Raw genomic sequence first — 15210 nt, 5'->3', positions numbered from 1 at the left:
CCATGCGCGGCAGCCCCTGGACACCCACCACCTCCTGAAACCCCGGGCCACCCGGCGATCCAGCATGCCCACCAGCCCCCACAGACCTAACCAGTTACCGGAGGAGAAGCTGTGAGCACGCCCGTGATCTTCGACCCGGCGACACTGCCGAGCGACGACAACGTCAACGCGTACACCTTCTGCGTGGAACTGCGCGGCAGCCAGTGGTTCCTGCAGAAGGGCAAGATGATCGCCTACTACGGGCGCATCGATTTCAACGGCATCGGCCACGGCCGCCTCGACCGTCTCCTGCGCACTTCCTTCCACTCCCCGCTGCACGCGAGCGACTGGGTGGTGGCCGAGGGCGAGGGCAAGATGCTGCTCGCCGACCGCGCCTTCGACGCGAACTCGTACGACCTGGAGGACGGCAACCTGACGATCCGCGCGGGGAACCTCCTCGCTTTTCAGCCAAGTCTCTCGCTGAAGCAGTCCATCGTCCCGGGCTTCCTGACCCTGATCGGCACGGGCAAGTTCGTGGCCGTCTCCAGCGGTCCCGTGGTGTTCATGGAGCCGCCGATCCGCGTGGACCCGCAGGCCCTGGTCGGCTGGGCGGACTGCCCGTCCCCCTGCCACCACTACGACCACGGGTACATGACGGGAGTGATCGGCGGCCTGCGCGCACTGACCGGCATCGGCGGCACATCGGGCGAGGAGCACCAGTTCGAGTTCGTGGGCGCGGGCACGGTCCTGCTGCAGTCCTCGGAGTCCCTGATGGACGGCGCCGACACGGGCGCGCTCCCACAGCAGGCCGGGGTGCCGGGCGCGGCGGGCACCGGCGGCTCGGGCGGACACGGCTCCTCCGGCCAGGGCGGGCAACATGGCCAACGTGGACAGCAGCCGCTCGGACCGCGCCTTCCCGGACAACTAGGCAGCCTCCAGCGTCGCTTCGGCCTGTGAGCGGTAGTCTGCGGAGTGTGACGGCGAACGCCTGTGCCCCTCGGTCGTCCGGGGGGTGCGAGCCGTGTCACACCCCTTCACTCGTTCATCATTCAACTTCTTAGGTAGAATCGATTCCATGGAGACCGAGACGGCCCCGCAGTGGCTGACCAACGAGGAACAGTGCGCCTGGCGCACCCACGTGGAGGTCAACAGGATGCTGACGTACCAGCTGGAGAAGGATCTCCAGCCGTTCAACCTGACCATGAACGACTACGACATCCTCGTACATCTCTCCGAGTCCGAAGACCGGCGCATGCGCATGAGCGACCTCGCGACCGCCACCCTGCAGTCCAAGAGTCGCCTGTCGCACCAGATCACGCGCATGGAGAACGCGGGTCTCGTCCGGCGTGAGAACTGCGAGTCCGACCGACGCGGCCTGTTCACCGTGCTCACCGACGAGGGCATGGAGACGATGAAGCGCGTCGCACCGCACCACGTGACCTCCGTGCGCCAGCACTTCGTCGACCTCATCTCGCCGGAGGCGCTCGGCGACCTGCACAAGGCGCTGACGCCGATCGCGGAGCACCTGCGCGGTCTGCGCGGCAAGCCGTGACGCTGCCGCTGTGCCTTGGCGGGGTTCAGGGGTGAGGTCGGCCTGGCCCGTGCCCTTCAGTGCCGGTCGTCCGTGGCTGGTCGCGCCGTTCCCCGCGCCCCTTCGGGGCGCTCCCGCTCCCGTGACGCCCGGGGCAGAGTCAGGGTGAACCGGGCGCCCCCGCCAGGGGCCTCGTCGACCGCGAGCGTGCCGCCGTGCCGCACGGCCACGTCACGGGCGATGGCCAGGCCGAGGCCCGCACCTCCCTCGTCCCGGCTGCGCGCGTCATCCAGACGCACGAACCGCTCGAAGATCCGCTCACGCTCCGCCGCCGGCACCCCGTCCCCGTCGTCGGCCACCTCCAGGACCGCCCAGGCCCCGTCGGCCCGGGTGGTGACCGTGATCCGCGACCGGGCGTGGCGCTGGGCATTGGTCACCAGATTGCCGAGGACCCGGGTCAACTGCCCGCGGGATCCGGCCACTTCGACGCTCTCCAGCTTCGTCGTGACCGGGATGCGGTCCGCCGGTCGCTGCGACAGCTCCTCACGGGTCAGGGCCGCGAGCTCCACCCGGCCCTGACCCGGCTTCTCCCCGGCGTCGAGCCGGGCGAGCAGCAGCAGGTCGGCGGCCAGCTCCTGGAGCCGTACGGTGTCCTCGACGGCGCCCTCCACATCCAGCAACTCCGGGTGCGCGGCGCCCACTTCGAGCTGGGTGCGCAGTGAGGCGATGGGGCTGCGCAGCTCGTGCGAGGCGTCGGCGACGAAGCGGCGCTGCCGCTCCACGGACGTCTGGAGGGCGGCGAGCGTCTCATTGGTGGTGCGGGCCAGGCGCGCGATCTCGTCGTGCGTGTCCGGCTCGGGCACCCGCCGCGCCAGGTCCTCGGACGCGGTGATGGCGGCCATCTCGCCGCGGATCGCGTCGACCGGCCGCAGCGCGCGGCGCGTGACCAGCCAGGTCACGGCCGCGATCACTGCCAGGAGCAACGGGAAGCCGATCAGCATCGCGGTCAGCGCGGTGGTGACGGCGTCCCGTGCGGTGGACAACGGGGCACCCGCCTCGACGGTCAGCTCACCCTTCGACTCCGTGTTCACGCGGACGGCGGCGAAACGGTAGTCCTCCGTTTCGCCGTCGACCGTCGCGGAGCGCTCGGTGATCTTGGGGTCGTCGTCGATCTCGCCGAGCTTGAGCACGTCGTCGTCCGAGCCGTCGTCCGAACCGTCATCGGAGCCCTCCGCCTTCTCGGCGGCTTCCTCGGCGGCTTCCTCCGCGGCCTCTTGCTTGTCCTCCGCGGCGTCGTCGGCATCGGAGTCGGAACCGGAGTCGGAGTCGGAGTCGTCCGGCTCGTCGGCGTCCTCCGGCTTGCCGGAGGAGCTTTCGGGGGCCTTGGTGGCCCCAGGGGTCTTGCCGGCGGCCTTCGGCTTCGGCTTCGGCTCGGGGCGTACGTCCTCGACGCGCTTGCCGGACAGCCGTTCCAGGTCCTCGGTGTGCGCGACGACCCGGCCGTCCTCGTTCAGGACCCGTACGGGCTTGTCGTCGTCGGACAGGTCGAGCTTGTCGTACGCGACGCCCGCGGCCAGCGCGAACGCCACCTTCCGGGCGTCGGATTCCGCCTGCGCGTCGGCCTGGTCGACGAGGCTGGACCTCAGCGAGAGCAGCACGGCGGTGCCCGCGGCGACCAGGGCGAGGGCCACGACGACCGTCGCCGCCGCGGTCGCGCGGGCCCGCACCGAGGCGAAGGGCCGGAAACGGCGGCTCATCGCGGGGCCTCCAGTCGGTAGCCGGCGCCGCGGACCGTCTTGATCAGCGGCGCGCCCAGCTTGCGGCGCAGCGTGCTCACGTACACCTCGACGATGTTCGGGTCGCCCTCGTACGCGAAGTCCCAGACGTGCTCCAGGATCTCCGCCTTGGACACCACCTGGCCCGTGCGCAGCACCAGCTGCTCCAGGACCGCGAACTCCTTCGCGGTCAGGGCGATCTCGGTGCCCCCGCCGTCCGCCGCGCCCCCCTCGCGGACGACGCGGCGCGCGGCCGTGTCGATCCTCAGGTCGCCGATCCGGTGCACCGGCGACGGGGCCGCGGCGCGGCGGCGCAGCAGCGCCTTCACGCGGGCGACCAGGACGACGTAGCTGAAGGGCTTGGTGAGGTAGTCATCCGCACCCGTGTCCAGGCCCTCGGCCTCGTCGTACTCGCCGTCCTTGGCGGTCAGCATCAGGATCGGCACGTCGTTGCCCGCGGCGCGCAGGGTGGAGCAGACCCGGTAGCCGTTCATGCCCGGCAGCATGATGTCCAGGATGACCAGGTCGTACGTGCCCTCCGTGGCGCGGTGCAGGCCGTCGACGCCGTCGTGGACGACGTCGACGGCATAGCCCTCGGCGGTCAGGCCCTTGGCCAGGGACAGGGCCAGACGCTTCTCGTCCTCGACGATCAACAGACGCATGCCTTCAGGATGCCGGAGCCGAGCTGAAGAAATCTTCAGGTGTCTTCAGGGGGGCTTCAGGAACGTTCAGGCAGCGTGTTTCCCATCGGAACGGACGGCCCCGGAACGGATCGGGGCCAGCCACTCGGGAGGAAACCCTCATGAAGCGCAACATCGTCATCGCCACCGTCGCGGCCGCCGCACTCATCGGCGGCGGTACGGCCACGACCTTCGCGCTCAGCGGCGACGGTGAGAGCTCCTCGGCCTCGTCGGCGTCGTCGGCGCAGAAGTCGAGCGTCCAGCTGAAGGACGACGGCACGCGGGGCGCGGAGGTCCGGGGCGACGACCGATACGACGACGACCGTTACGACGACAGGGACGACCGGGACGACGACCGGCGTGAGGACGCTCGGGACGCCGCCGAGGCCAAGGCCGCCAAGGTGAGCGCCGCCGACGCGATCGCCGCCGCGCTCAAGTCGGTGAACGGCACCGCCGTCTCCGCCGACCTCGACTCCGACGGCGGCGGCCTGGTCTGGGACGTCGACGTCCTCGGCAAGAGCGGCGACACCTGGCACAGCGTGCACGTCGACCCCGGCACGGGCAAGGTGCTCGGCTCCCACACCGAGCAGGACGCCGAGGACGCGGCCGAGGCCCGGGCCGCGCTGAAGGGCTCGTCGGTCTCCGCGGCCGACGCGGCGAAGGCCGCCGCCGACAAGGGCACGGTGACCTCGGTCGACCTCGAGGACGAGACCGCGGGCCGCGGCGTCTGGGACGTGGAGACGGTGTCCGGCAAGGGCGCCGAGAGCCACTGGGCCGTGGACCTCAGCTCCGGCAAGGTCACCGCCGGCCCCCTGGACGACTGACAGCCCCACCAGCACCACCCCAGCGCCCGCCGCCACCGCGGCGGGCCTCTCTCTCCCACCCGCCCGCCCGTGACTGCGCGCCGCGGTCCAGTCCCCCCGGTGCCGCGGCGAAGTCCTCCACCCCTGCCCGGGTGGAGGCGGGCGGGTGGGCCCGCTGCCCGCGGGCAGGGCCCGGCCTGCGGTCTAGGCGGAGGTCAGGCCCTCCACCAGGGAGTCCGCCGCCGCGTACGGGTCCAGCTCGCCCGCCACGATCCGCTCGGCGAGCGCGCTCAGCCGCACGTCCCCGTGCAGATCGGCGATCCGCTCGCGCAGCGCCGTGACGGCGATCGTCTCGATCTCACGGGCCGCCCGGGAGACCCGCCGCGAGGCGAGGACCCCCCGCTCCTCCATCCACGCCCGGTGCTTCTCAAGGGCCTCGACGACCTCGTCGATCCCCTCGCCGCGGGCGGCGACGGTCTTGACGATGGGCGGCCGCCAGTCCCCCGGCTTGCGCGTCTCGCCGAGCCCCAGCATGTGGTTGAGCTCGCGCGCGGTGGCGTCCGCGCCGTCGCGGTCGGCCTTGTTGACCACGTACACGTCGCCGATCTCCAGGATCCCGGCCTTCGCGGCCTGGATGCCGTCGCCCATCCCGGGCGCGAGGAGGACCACGGAGGTGTCGGCCTGCGAGGCGATCTCGACCTCGGACTGGCCGACGCCGACCGTCTCGACGAGGACGACGTCGCAGCCCGCGGCGTCGAGCACGCGGATGGCCTGGGGCGCGGCCCAGGCGAGCCCGCCCAGATGCCCCCGGGTCGCCATGGAGCGGATGTAGACGCCGGGGTCGGACGCGTGCTCGGACATCCGGACGCGGTCACCGAGCAGCGCGCCGCCGGAGAACGGGGACGAGGGGTCCACGGCGAGGACCCCCACCCGCTTCCCGGCCCGCCGGTACGCGCTGACCAGCGCCGACGTCGACGTGGACTTGCCGACGCCGGGCGAGCCGGTGAGCCCCACCACATACGCGTGCCCGGCCAGCGGCGCGAGGGCCGCCATCACTTCGCGCAGCTGCGGCGACGCCCCCTCCACCAGCGAGATCAGCCGGGCCACGGCCCGCGGCCTGCCCTCGCGGGCCTGCGCCACCAGGGAGGGGACGTCTTGCATGTGCGGCTCCGTTCCGTACGTACGTACGTCTCCGAAGACACGAACGTCTCCGAAGACACGAACGTCTCCGAAGACACGAAGAGGATGCGAAGGACCTCAGCTCTTGGAGACCTTCAGGATGAGCGCGTCGCCCTGCCCGCCGCCGCCGCACAGCGCGGCCGCGCCGACCCCGCCGCCGCGCCGCTTGAGCTCCAGGGCCAGGTGCAGGACGAGCCGCGCGCCGGACATCCCGATCGGGTGACCCAGGGCAATGGCGCCGCCGTTGACGTTCACCCTTTCCGTGGACACCCCGAGGTCCTTCATTGACTGGACCGCGACGGCCGCGAACGCCTCGTTGATCTCGATGAGGTCGAGGTCGTCGACGCCGAGGCCCTCCTTCTTCAGGGCGTGCAGGATCGCGTTGGACGGCTGGGACTGGAGGGAGTTGTCGGGACCCGCCACGTTGCCGTGTGCCCCGATCTCCGCGATCCACGCGAGGCCGAGCTCCTCGGCCTTCGCCTTGCTCATGACGACGACGGCCGCGGCGCCGTCGGAGATCTGCGAGGCCGTGCCCGCCGTGATCGTGCCGTCCCTGCCGAAGGCGGGGCGCAGCTTGCCGAGCGTCTCGACGGTCGTCTCGGCGCGGATGCCCTCGTCCCTGGCGACGAGCACCGGGTCGCCCTTGCGCTGCGGCACCTCGACGGGCGTGATCTCGGCGTCGAACACGCCGTTCTTCTGGGCGGCGGCCGCGCGCTGGTGCGACAGGGCGCCGATCTCGTCCTGCTCGGGGCGCCGGATGCCGAGGCGGGTGTTGTGCTTCTCCGTGGACTCGCCCATGGCGATGGACTCGAAGGGGTCGGTGAGGCCGTCGTGCGCCATCGCGTCGAGCATCTCGACCGCGCCGTACTTGTAGCCCTCGCGGGACTTGGGGAGCAGGTGCGGGGCGTTGGTCATCGACTCCTGGCCGCCCGCGACCACGACGTCGAACTCACCGGCGCGGATCAGCTGGTCCGCGAGCGCGATGGCGTCGAGCCCGGAGAGGCAGACCTTGTTCACGGTGAGTGCGGGGACGCTCATCGGGATGCCCGCCTTGACCGCGGCCTGGCGCGCCGGGATCTGCCCCGCCCCGGCCTGCAGGACCTGCCCCATGATCACGTACTGCACCTGGTCGCCGCCGATGCCCGCCCGGTCGAGGGCCGCCTTGATCGCGAATCCGCCCAGGTCGGCGCCGGAGAAGGACTTGAGCGAGCCGAGCAGACGCCCCATGGGCGTGCGCGCGCCCGCGACGATCACTGAGGTGGTTCCGGTCGTTCCAGACATGTGGCACGGCCCCTTCCAGCTGGCGAGCTGAGGAGATGTGAACGAGGGTTTACCTGAATGTACTGAGCGGTACGGCACACGTCACCGGAAGGCGGGTGTGATCGCGCGCACGTTGCGTAATCACGGCCGCAGGCGCTGCACTTGAACCATGCTGACGCGAATTGATCACATTGGGATCGCCTGCAAGGACCTCGACGCGACGGTCGAGTTCTATCGCGCGACGTACGGCTTCGAGGTGTTCCACACCGAGGTCAACGAGGAACAAGGTGTGCGCGAGGCCATGCTGAAGATCAACGAGACCTCGGACGGCGGCGCCTCCTACCTCCAGCTCCTGGAGCCGATCCGGGAGGACTCGGCGGTGGGCAAGTGGCTGGCCAAGAACGGTGAGGGCGTGCACCACATCGCCTTCGGCACCGCGGACGTGGACGGCGACGCGGAGGCCATCCGCGACAAGGGCGTCCGCGTCCTGTACGAGCAGCCGCGCATCGGTTCGATGGGGTCGCGCATCACCTTCCTGCACCCCAAGGACTGCCACGGAGTGCTCACCGAACTCGTCACGTCGGCGCCCGCCGAACAGCCGGAGCACTGACCTCCCGTTATCCGGGCCGGTAGGGTTAGTGGCGGCCGTCCGAACCTTGGGCGGTCGCTTGCCGGGGTCCGGGTTTCGGGGGACGAGCGTCGGGGCAGCAGCCCAAGCTCCGCTGTTGATCTGACACCATTCCCCGGGGGCCTCGTTCGCGGGAAGGGCGAGGCTCGTACGTCTAAGACTTGCGACCAGGGGACGGATGGGACCGCGCAGTGCGGGGCTACGAAAGCCAGGACAGCCGACGACCGGCTGAGGCCGACCATCTCTCACGGTTCGAAGCCGAGATGGACCGGCTGAAGACCGACCGGGAGAAGGCCGTCCAGCACGCCGAGGACCTCGGCTACCAGGTCGAGGTGTTGCGCGCCAAGCTGCACGAGGCGCGCCGCAACCTCGCGTCCCGCCCTGCCTACGACAGTGCGGACCTCGGCTATCAGGCCGAGCAACTCCTGCGGAACGCCCAGATCCAGGCCGAGCAGCTGCGCGCCGACGCCGAGCGCGAGCTGCGCGAGGCCCGCAATCAGACGCAGCGCATCCTCCAGGAGCACGCCGAGCAGCAGGCCCGGCTCCAGGCCGAGCTGCACACGGAGGCCGTCTCCCGGCGCCAGCAGCTCGACCAGGAGCTGAACGAACGCCGGCAGACCGTCGAGTCCCACGTCAACGAGAACGTGGCCTGGGCCGAGCAGCTGCGCGCCCGCAGCGAGCAGCAGGCCCGGCGCCTGCTCGACGAGTCGCGCGCGGAGGCCGACCAGGCGCTCGCCGCCGCCCGTGCCGAGACCGAGCGGCTCGCCGAGGCGGCAAGGCAGCGCCTCGCCGCCGACGCCGAGAGCGCCCGCGCGGAGGCCGAGGCGCTCATCCGCCGCGCCCGCACCGACGCCGAGCGCCTGCTGAACGCCGCGTCGACGCAGGCCCAGGAGGCCGCCGACCACGCGGAGGCGCTGCGCTCGTCCACCGCCGCCGAGGCCGACCAGGCACGCCGCCAGGCCACCGAGCTGAGCCGGGCCGCCGAGCAGCGCATGGCCGACGCCGACGCGGCCCTGCGCGAGGCGCGCGCCGAGGCGGACAAGCTCGTCGCCGGGGCCAAGGAGGCCGCGGCCAAGCAGCTCGCGACCGCCGAGGCCGCGGGCGAGCAGCGCACGCGTACGGCCAAGGAACAGGTCGCGCGCCTGGTCGGCGAGGCCACCAAGGAGGCCGAGGCCGCCAAGGCGGAGGCCGAGCAGAAGATCGCGGACGCCGCCGCCGAGGCCGAGAAGCTGGTCGCCGAGGCCGCGGAGAAGGCCCGCTCGATCACCGCCGAGGAGACCGCCTCCCAGATCGCGAAGGCCGCGCGGACCGCCGAGGAGGTCCTGACCAAGGCCTCCGACGAGGCGAAGGCGACCACGCGCGCCGCCGCCGACGAGGCCGAGCGGGTCCGCGCCGAGGCCGAGGCCGAGGCGGACCGGCTGCGCAGCGAGGCGCACGACATCGCCGAGCAGCTCAAGGGCGCGGCGAAGGACGACACCAAGGAGTACCGCGCCAAGACCGTCGAGCTCCAGGAGGAGGCGCGGCGGCTGCGCGGCGAGGCCGAGCAGCTGCGCGCCGACGCGGTCGCCGAGGGCGAGAAGATCCGCGGCGAGGCGCGGCGCGAGGCCGTCCAGCAGATCGAGGAGGCGGCCCGGTCCGCCGAGGAGCTGCTCACCAAGGCCAAGGCGGACGCGGGCGAGGCCCGTCAGTCCGCGGCCGCCGAGGCCGAGCGGGTTCGCACCGAGGCCGTCGAGCGCGCCACGTCCCTTCGCCAGCAGGCCGAGGAGACCCTGGAGCGCACCCGTGCGGAGGCCGAGCGGCACCGCACGGAGGTCAATGAGCAGGCCGAGGCCGTCAAGGCCGCGGCCGAGACGGCCGCGCGGGAGCTGCGCGAGGAGGCCGAGCGCGCCGTCGCGGCCCGCACGGCCGAGGCCGACGCGGAGCTGACCCGGCTGCGCGCGGAGGCCGACGACAAGCTCGCCGCGGCCGAGCGGACGCTGACCGAAGCGCGCGCGGACGCCGAGCTCATGCGGCGCGAGGCCGCCGAGGAGACCGAGCGGCAGCGCACGGAGGCCGCCGAGCGGATCCGCACCCTCCAGTCGCAGGCCGAGGCCGAGGCCGAGCGGCTGCGTGACGAGGCCGCGGCGGACGCCTCGCAGGCGCGCGCCGAGGGCGAGACCGTCGCGGTGCGGCTGCGCTCCGAGGCCGCCGCGGAGGCGGAGCGCCTCAAGACGGAGGCGCAGGAGACCGCGGACCGGGTGCGCGCGGAGGCGGCGGCCGCCGCCGAGCGCGTCGCGGCCGAGGCCGCCGAGGCCCTCGCGGCCGCGCAGGAGGAGGCGGCCCGGCGCCGCCGCGAGGCCGAGGAGACGCTCGGCGCCGCGCGCACCGAGGCCGACCAGGAGCGGGAGCGGGCCCGCGAGCAGAGCGAGGAGCTGCTCGCCGCGGCGCGCAAGCGCGTGGAGGAGGCCGACGCCGAGGCGCGCCGCCTGGCCGAGGAGGCCGAGGCGCGCGCCACGGAGCTGGTGTCGGCCGCCGAGCAGCAGGCCCAGTCCGTACGGGACTCCGTGGCCGGGCTGCACGAGCAGGCCCAGGAGGAGATCACGGGCCTGCGTTCGGCCGCCGAGCACGCGGCGGAGCGCACCCGCACCGAGGCGCAGGAGGAGGCGGACCGCGTCCGCGCCGACGCGCACGCCGAGCGGGAGCGCGCGAGCGAGGACGCGAGCCGTACGCGACGCGAGTCCACCGAGGCGTCGGAGGCCGCCAAGGCGCTCGCCGAGCACACCGTCGCGGAGGCGATGGCCGAGGCCGACCGGATGCGTTCGGACGCCGCCGAGCACGCCCAGCGGGTGCGCACGGAGGCCTCGGACACCATCGCGCAGGCCGACCAGGACGCCGCCCGCACCCGCGCCGACGCCCGCGAGGACGCCAACCGCATCCGCGGCGACGCCGCGAACCAGGCGGACACGCTGATCGGCGAGGCCCGCAGCGAGGCCGAGCGCCTCACCACGGAGACGGCGGCCGAGGCCGAGCGCGTGCGCGCGGAGTCCGTCGCCGCGGCCGAGCGCCTCACGGCAGAGACCGCGGCCGAGGCCGAGCGCGTGCGCGCCGAGTCGGTGGCCGCCGCCGAGCAGCTCACGTCGGAGACGGCGGCCGAGGCCGAGCGGGTCCGCGCGGAGTCCGTCGCCGCCGCCGAGCGCCTCACCACGGAGACCGCCGCCGAAGCGGAGCGCGTACGCGCCGAGTCGGTGGCCGCGGCCGAGCGGCTGATCTCGGACGCGACCGGCGACGCCGAGCGGCTGCGCGCGGAAGCGGCCGACAACGTCAACTCCGCGCAGCAGCACGCCGAGCGCATCCGCGCGGAGTCGGAGCGCGTCAAGCAGGAGGCGCAGGCCGAGGCCGAGCGGCTGCGCGCGGACGCGCGCCAGGAGGCCGAGCGCACCCTGGACGAGGCCCGCAAGGAGGCCAACAAGCGGCGTTCGGAAGCCGCGGAGCAGGTCGACAAGCTCATCACGGAGGCCACGTCCGAGGCCGAGAAGCTGACCGCGGACGCCCAGGAGAAGGCGCTCAAGGCGACGACGGACGCCGAGACGCAGGCGGACACGATGGTCGGCGCGGCCCGCAAGGAGGCCGAGCGGATCGTCGCCGAGGCGACGGTCGAGGGCAACACCCTGGTGGAGAAGTCGCGTACGGACGCCGACGAGCTGCTCGTCGGCGCGCGCCGGGACGCCACCGCGATAAGGGAGCGCTCCGAGGAGCACCGCGGCCGCGTCACGACGGAGATCGAGGAGCTGCACGAGCGGGCCAGGCGCGAGTCGGCCGAGGCCATGAAGTCGGCGGGCGAGCGCTGCGACGCGCTGGTGAAGGCCGCGGAGGAGCAGCTGGCCGAGGCCAAGGCGAAGGCCGAGGAGCTGGTGTCGGACGCCAACTCCGAGGCGAGCAAGGTGCGCATCGCGGCCGTGAAGAAGGCCGAGGGGCTGCTGAAGGAGGCCGAGCAGAAGAAGGCCGAGCTGGTGCGCGAGGGCGAGCGGATCCACGCCGAGGCGCGGGCCGAGTCCGAGCACATGGTCGAAGAGGGCAAGCGCGAGCTGGAGGTCCTCGTCCGGCGACGCGAGGACATCAATGCGGAGATTTCCCGTGTCCAGGACGTGCTCGAGGCGTTGGAATCGTTTGAGGCCCCGCAGGGCGGCGGCAAGGACGCGGGCGTCAAGGCGGGGGCCGCGGCGGGGGCTACTCGTTCGGGTGGCAAGCAGTCAGAGGGCTAGCCACGGAGCACATTCCGTGCTCGGCAGGGACCTTCGACTCTGTCGCTGGCAAGCCCTCTGCCGGTTAGCCACTCAAAAGGGGTGTCATTCTCCAGATCAAACGGGCATACGCTCGATGACACGCCGCAACGCCCCCTAGGATTCCCTCTATCACCTCACCCGGTCTCATTCGACAGGAACCCCATGAGCGACACTTCCCCCTACGGCTTCGAGCTTGTGCGGCGTGGGTACGACCGCGCTCAGGTGGACGAACGTATCTCCAAGCTCGTCTCCGACCGAGACTCCGCTCTCACCCGAATCACTGCTCTGGAAAAGCGCATCGAGGAACTCCACCTCGAAACGCAGAACGCCCAGGCCCAGGTCGCCGACGCCGAGCCGTCGTACGCCGGGCTCGGGGCCCGCGTCGAGAAGATCCTGCGCCTCGCCGAGGAAGAGGCGAAGGACCTGCGCGAGGAGGCCAGGCGCGCGGCCGAACAGCACCGCGAACTCGCCGAGTCGGCCGCCCAGCAGGTGCGTAACGACGCCGAGTCGTTCGCCGCCGAGCGCAAGGCGAAGGCCGAGGACGAGGGCGTCCGCATCGTCGAGAAGGCCAAGGGCGAGGCGAACGCGCTGCGTGCCGAGGCGCAGAAGGACGCGCAGTCCAAGCGCGAGGAGGCGGACGCCCTCTTCGAGGAGACCCGCGCCAAGGCCGCTCAGGCCGCCGCCGACTTCGAGACGAACCTCGCCAAGCGGCGCGACCAGTCCGAGCGCGACCTGGCGTCCCGCCAGGCCAAGGCCGAGAAGCGGCTCGCGGAGATCGAGCACCGCGCCGAGCAGCTGCGCCTGGAGGCGGAGAAGCTGCGCACCGACGCCGAGCGCCGCGCCCGCCAGACGGTGGAGACCGCGCAGCGCCAGGCCGAGGACATCGTCGCGGACGCGAACGCCAAGGCGGACCGCATCCGCAGCGAGTCCGAGCGCGAGCTGGCGGCGCTCACCAACCGCCGCGACTCCATCAACGCCCAGCTGACGAACGTCCGCGAGATGCTCGCGACGCTCACCGGCGCGGCCGTTGCCGCCGCGAGCACGCCCACCGAGGACGAGCCGATCTCTCGGGGGGTCCCGGCACAGCAGAGCCGCTGACGCGGTACGACCAATCACGGGGTGAATGCGACGGAGCCCCCTGCCACGCCGAGTGGCAGGGGGCTCCGTCCCGTTTTAGCGTGTCGACATGATCGGGGTCCGTGCGTGACCGAGGCGGCGGCATGATCGAGGTGACGGCGTGATCGAGCTCGAAGGGCTGACCAAGCGGTACGGCGAGAAGGTGGCGGTCAACAACCTCACCTTCACCGTCAGACCGGGCGTCGTCACGGGCTTCCTCGGGCCGAACGGCGCGGGCAAGTCCACGACGATGCGGATGATGCTGGGCCTCGACAACCCGACCGCGGGCGACGTGCGCATCGACGGCAAGCACTACGCGCAGCTGAAGGACCCGCTGACGTACATCGGCGCGCTCCTGGACGCCAAGGCCATGCACGGCGGCCGCAGCGCCTTCAACCACCTGCTGTGTCTGGCGCAGTCCAACGGCATCCCGCGCACGCGCGTGCACGAGGTCCTGGACACCGTGGGCCTCACCGCCGTGGCCCGGAAGAAGGCCAAGGGCTTCTCGCTCGGCATGGGCCAGCGCCTCGGCATCGCGGGCGCGCTCCTCGGCGACCCCGAGATCCTGATGTTCGACGAGCCGGTCAACGGGCTCGACCCCGAGGGCATCCACTGGATCCGGAACCTGATGAAGTCCCTCGCCGCGCAGGGCCGCACGGTCTTCGTCTCCTCGCACCTGATGAGCGAGATGGCCCTCACCGCCGACCACCTGGTCGTCATCGGCCAGGGCCGCCTCCTCGCCGACACCTCGATGTCGGACTTCATCCGCGAGAACTCCCGGTCGTACGTACGACTGCGCTCGCCGCAGCGCGAACGGCTGCTCGACGTGTTGCACGAGGCCGGGATCACCGTCGTCGAGGCGGGCAACGGCACCCTCGAAGTGGACGGCGCGAGCTCCGAGCAGCTGGGCGAGCTGGCCGCCCAGCACCATCTGGTCCTCCATGAACTCAGCCCGCAGCAGGCCTCGTTGGAGGAAGCCTTCATGCAGCTCACGGCGGAGTCGGTGGAGTACCACGCGCACGCCGACCACCAGGGGCCACCGCCCGCCGGCGGCACGCCTCCCGGGCCCGGCGGGCCCGGCTGGGGCGAGGGCTGGCAGCCGCGCCCGAAGGGAGAGTGACCCCATGGCAGCGACGCAGGTGCTGAAGTCCGAGTGGACCAAGATCCGTTCGGTGGCGTCGACCGTGTGGACGCTGGGCCTCGCGGTCGTCGTCACGATCGCGCTCGGCATGCTCATCAGCGCCCTCTCCAAGAACGACTACGACAGCCTCAGCCGCGACGACAAGATCACCTTCGACCCGACCTTCATCAGCTTCGCCGGGATGTCCCTCGGCCAGCTCGCCATGATCGTCTTCGGTGTCCTCGTCGTCTCGAACGAGTACAGCACCGGCATGATCCGCACCTCGCTCGCCGCCGTCCCGCAGCGCGCCACGTTCCTCTTCAGCAAGGTCGCGGTGGCGGCCCTGCTCGCCTTCGTCGTGGGGATCGCCACCAGCTTCATCGCCTTCTTCGCCGGGCAGGCGATGCTCGGCGAGCACAAGGCCCACATCGGTGACCCCGGGGTGCTGCGCGCGGTCATCGGCGGCGGCCTCTACATGATGCTCATCGCGATGTTCTCCATGGGCGTGGCCGCGATGCTGCGCAGCCCGATGCTGTCCCTCGGCATCCTGATGCCGTTCTTCTTCCTGATCTCCAGCATCCTCGGCAACGTGTCGGCCACGAAGAAGGTCGGCCGCTTCCTGCCCGACCAGGCCGGCAGCAAGATCATGCAGGTCAAGTCGCCCTTCGACGACGACACGCCCTACGGGCCCTGGGGCGGGCTCGGGATCATGGTGGCGTGGACGGCTGCCGCGCTGCTGGGCGGCTACGTCCTCCTCAAGCGCCGCGACGCCTGACCTCACGCGGTCGCCTCGGCCGCGCTGCCCCTCGGCCCCCTCCACCCCGGGCCCGCCCCACTCCCTCCTGGGCCCTTGCCCCCACTCCGGCTCTCTCCCCCC

The 15210-nt window shown here is 72.2% G+C and carries 12 protein-coding genes; 8 read left to right on the top strand and 4 right to left on the bottom strand.

From position 1 onward, the window contains the following. The first annotated feature begins 111 nt into the window (after positions 1–111). Both IG74_RS0141675 and IG74_RS0141670 read left to right on the top strand, forming a co-directional pair. Entirely contained in the window at positions 112–936 is an 825-nt protein-coding gene (locus IG74_RS0141675) for an AIM24 family protein (RefSeq protein WP_030688383.1), read from the top strand. 118 nt (positions 937–1054) lie between these two features. Beyond that, positions 1055–1531, top strand: a complete 477-nt coding sequence (locus IG74_RS0141670) for a MarR family winged helix-turn-helix transcriptional regulator (RefSeq protein ID WP_030688379.1) — start codon at positions 1055–1057, stop codon at positions 1529–1531. A gap of 56 nt (positions 1532–1587) precedes the next feature. Here the strand turns inward: IG74_RS0141670 and IG74_RS0141665 are convergent, their stop codons facing one another. Next, entirely contained in the window at positions 1588–3267 is a 1680-nt protein-coding gene (locus tag IG74_RS0141665) for a sensor histidine kinase (RefSeq protein WP_051856521.1), read from the bottom strand. After that, on the bottom strand, positions 3264–3947 hold the full coding sequence (locus IG74_RS0141660; protein WP_030688376.1) for a response regulator transcription factor: 684 nt from the start codon (positions 3945–3947) through the stop codon (positions 3264–3266). The genes IG74_RS0141665 and IG74_RS0141660 overlap by 4 nt, the downstream gene beginning before the upstream one ends. A 140-nt stretch (positions 3948–4087) precedes the next feature. Between IG74_RS0141660 and IG74_RS0141655 the strand changes: the two genes are divergently transcribed. Beyond that, positions 4088–4789: a PepSY domain-containing protein gene (locus IG74_RS0141655; protein WP_030688373.1), complete on the top strand. Its 702-nt coding sequence runs from the start codon at positions 4088–4090 to the stop codon at positions 4787–4789. 183 nt (positions 4790–4972) lie between these two features. Here IG74_RS0141655 and meaB read toward each other — a convergent pair whose 3' ends face one another. Next, positions 4973–5929, bottom strand: coding sequence for a methylmalonyl Co-A mutase-associated GTPase MeaB (meaB, locus tag IG74_RS0141650; protein ID WP_030688371.1), 957 nt, complete (start codon positions 5927–5929; stop codon positions 4973–4975). Between the two features lie 96 nt (positions 5930–6025). Then, the gene (locus tag IG74_RS0141645; RefSeq protein WP_030688369.1) at positions 6026–7228 is read right to left on the bottom strand and encodes an acetyl-CoA C-acetyltransferase; all 1203 of its coding nucleotides are present in this window, start codon (positions 7226–7228) and stop codon (positions 6026–6028) included. 148 nt (positions 7229–7376) lie between these two features. On the opposite strand from IG74_RS0141645, the gene mce reads away from it, so the two are divergent. The 5 genes from mce to IG74_RS0141620 all read left to right on the top strand — a co-directional run bounded on the left by mce (position 7377) and on the right by IG74_RS0141620 (position 15108). Then, positions 7377–7817 carry a methylmalonyl-CoA epimerase gene (gene mce / locus IG74_RS0141640; RefSeq protein ID WP_030688367.1) on the top strand — a complete coding sequence of 147 codons (441 nt, stop codon included), beginning with the start codon at positions 7377–7379 and terminating at the stop codon, positions 7815–7817. Between the two features lie 209 nt (positions 7818–8026). Further along, positions 8027–12076 (top strand): polarized growth protein Scy, encoded by a 4050-nt coding sequence (gene scy, locus IG74_RS0141635; RefSeq protein WP_030688365.1) that lies wholly within the window; start codon positions 8027–8029, stop codon positions 12074–12076. Positions 12077–12259: 183 nt separating this feature from the next. Further along, complete coding sequence (locus IG74_RS0141630; protein WP_030688363.1) at positions 12260–13195, top strand: cellulose-binding protein; 936 nt, start codon at positions 12260–12262, stop codon at positions 13193–13195. 139 nt (positions 13196–13334) lie between these two features. Further along, positions 13335–14333 carry an ABC transporter ATP-binding protein gene (locus IG74_RS0141625; protein WP_030688361.1) on the top strand — a complete coding sequence of 333 codons (999 nt, stop codon included), beginning with the start codon at positions 13335–13337 and terminating at the stop codon, positions 14331–14333. Positions 14334–14337: 4 nt separating this feature from the next. Further along, positions 14338–15108: an ABC transporter permease gene (locus IG74_RS0141620; protein ID WP_030688358.1), complete on the top strand. Its 771-nt coding sequence runs from the start codon at positions 14338–14340 to the stop codon at positions 15106–15108. Positions 15109–15210 lie beyond the last annotated feature (102 nt).

It is taken from the genome of Streptomyces sp. NRRL B-1347, assembly GCF_000720325.1.
Classification (GTDB): Bacteria; Actinomycetota; Actinomycetes; order Streptomycetales; family Streptomycetaceae; genus Streptomyces.
This window is presented reverse-complemented; position numbering and strand designations above follow the sequence as displayed.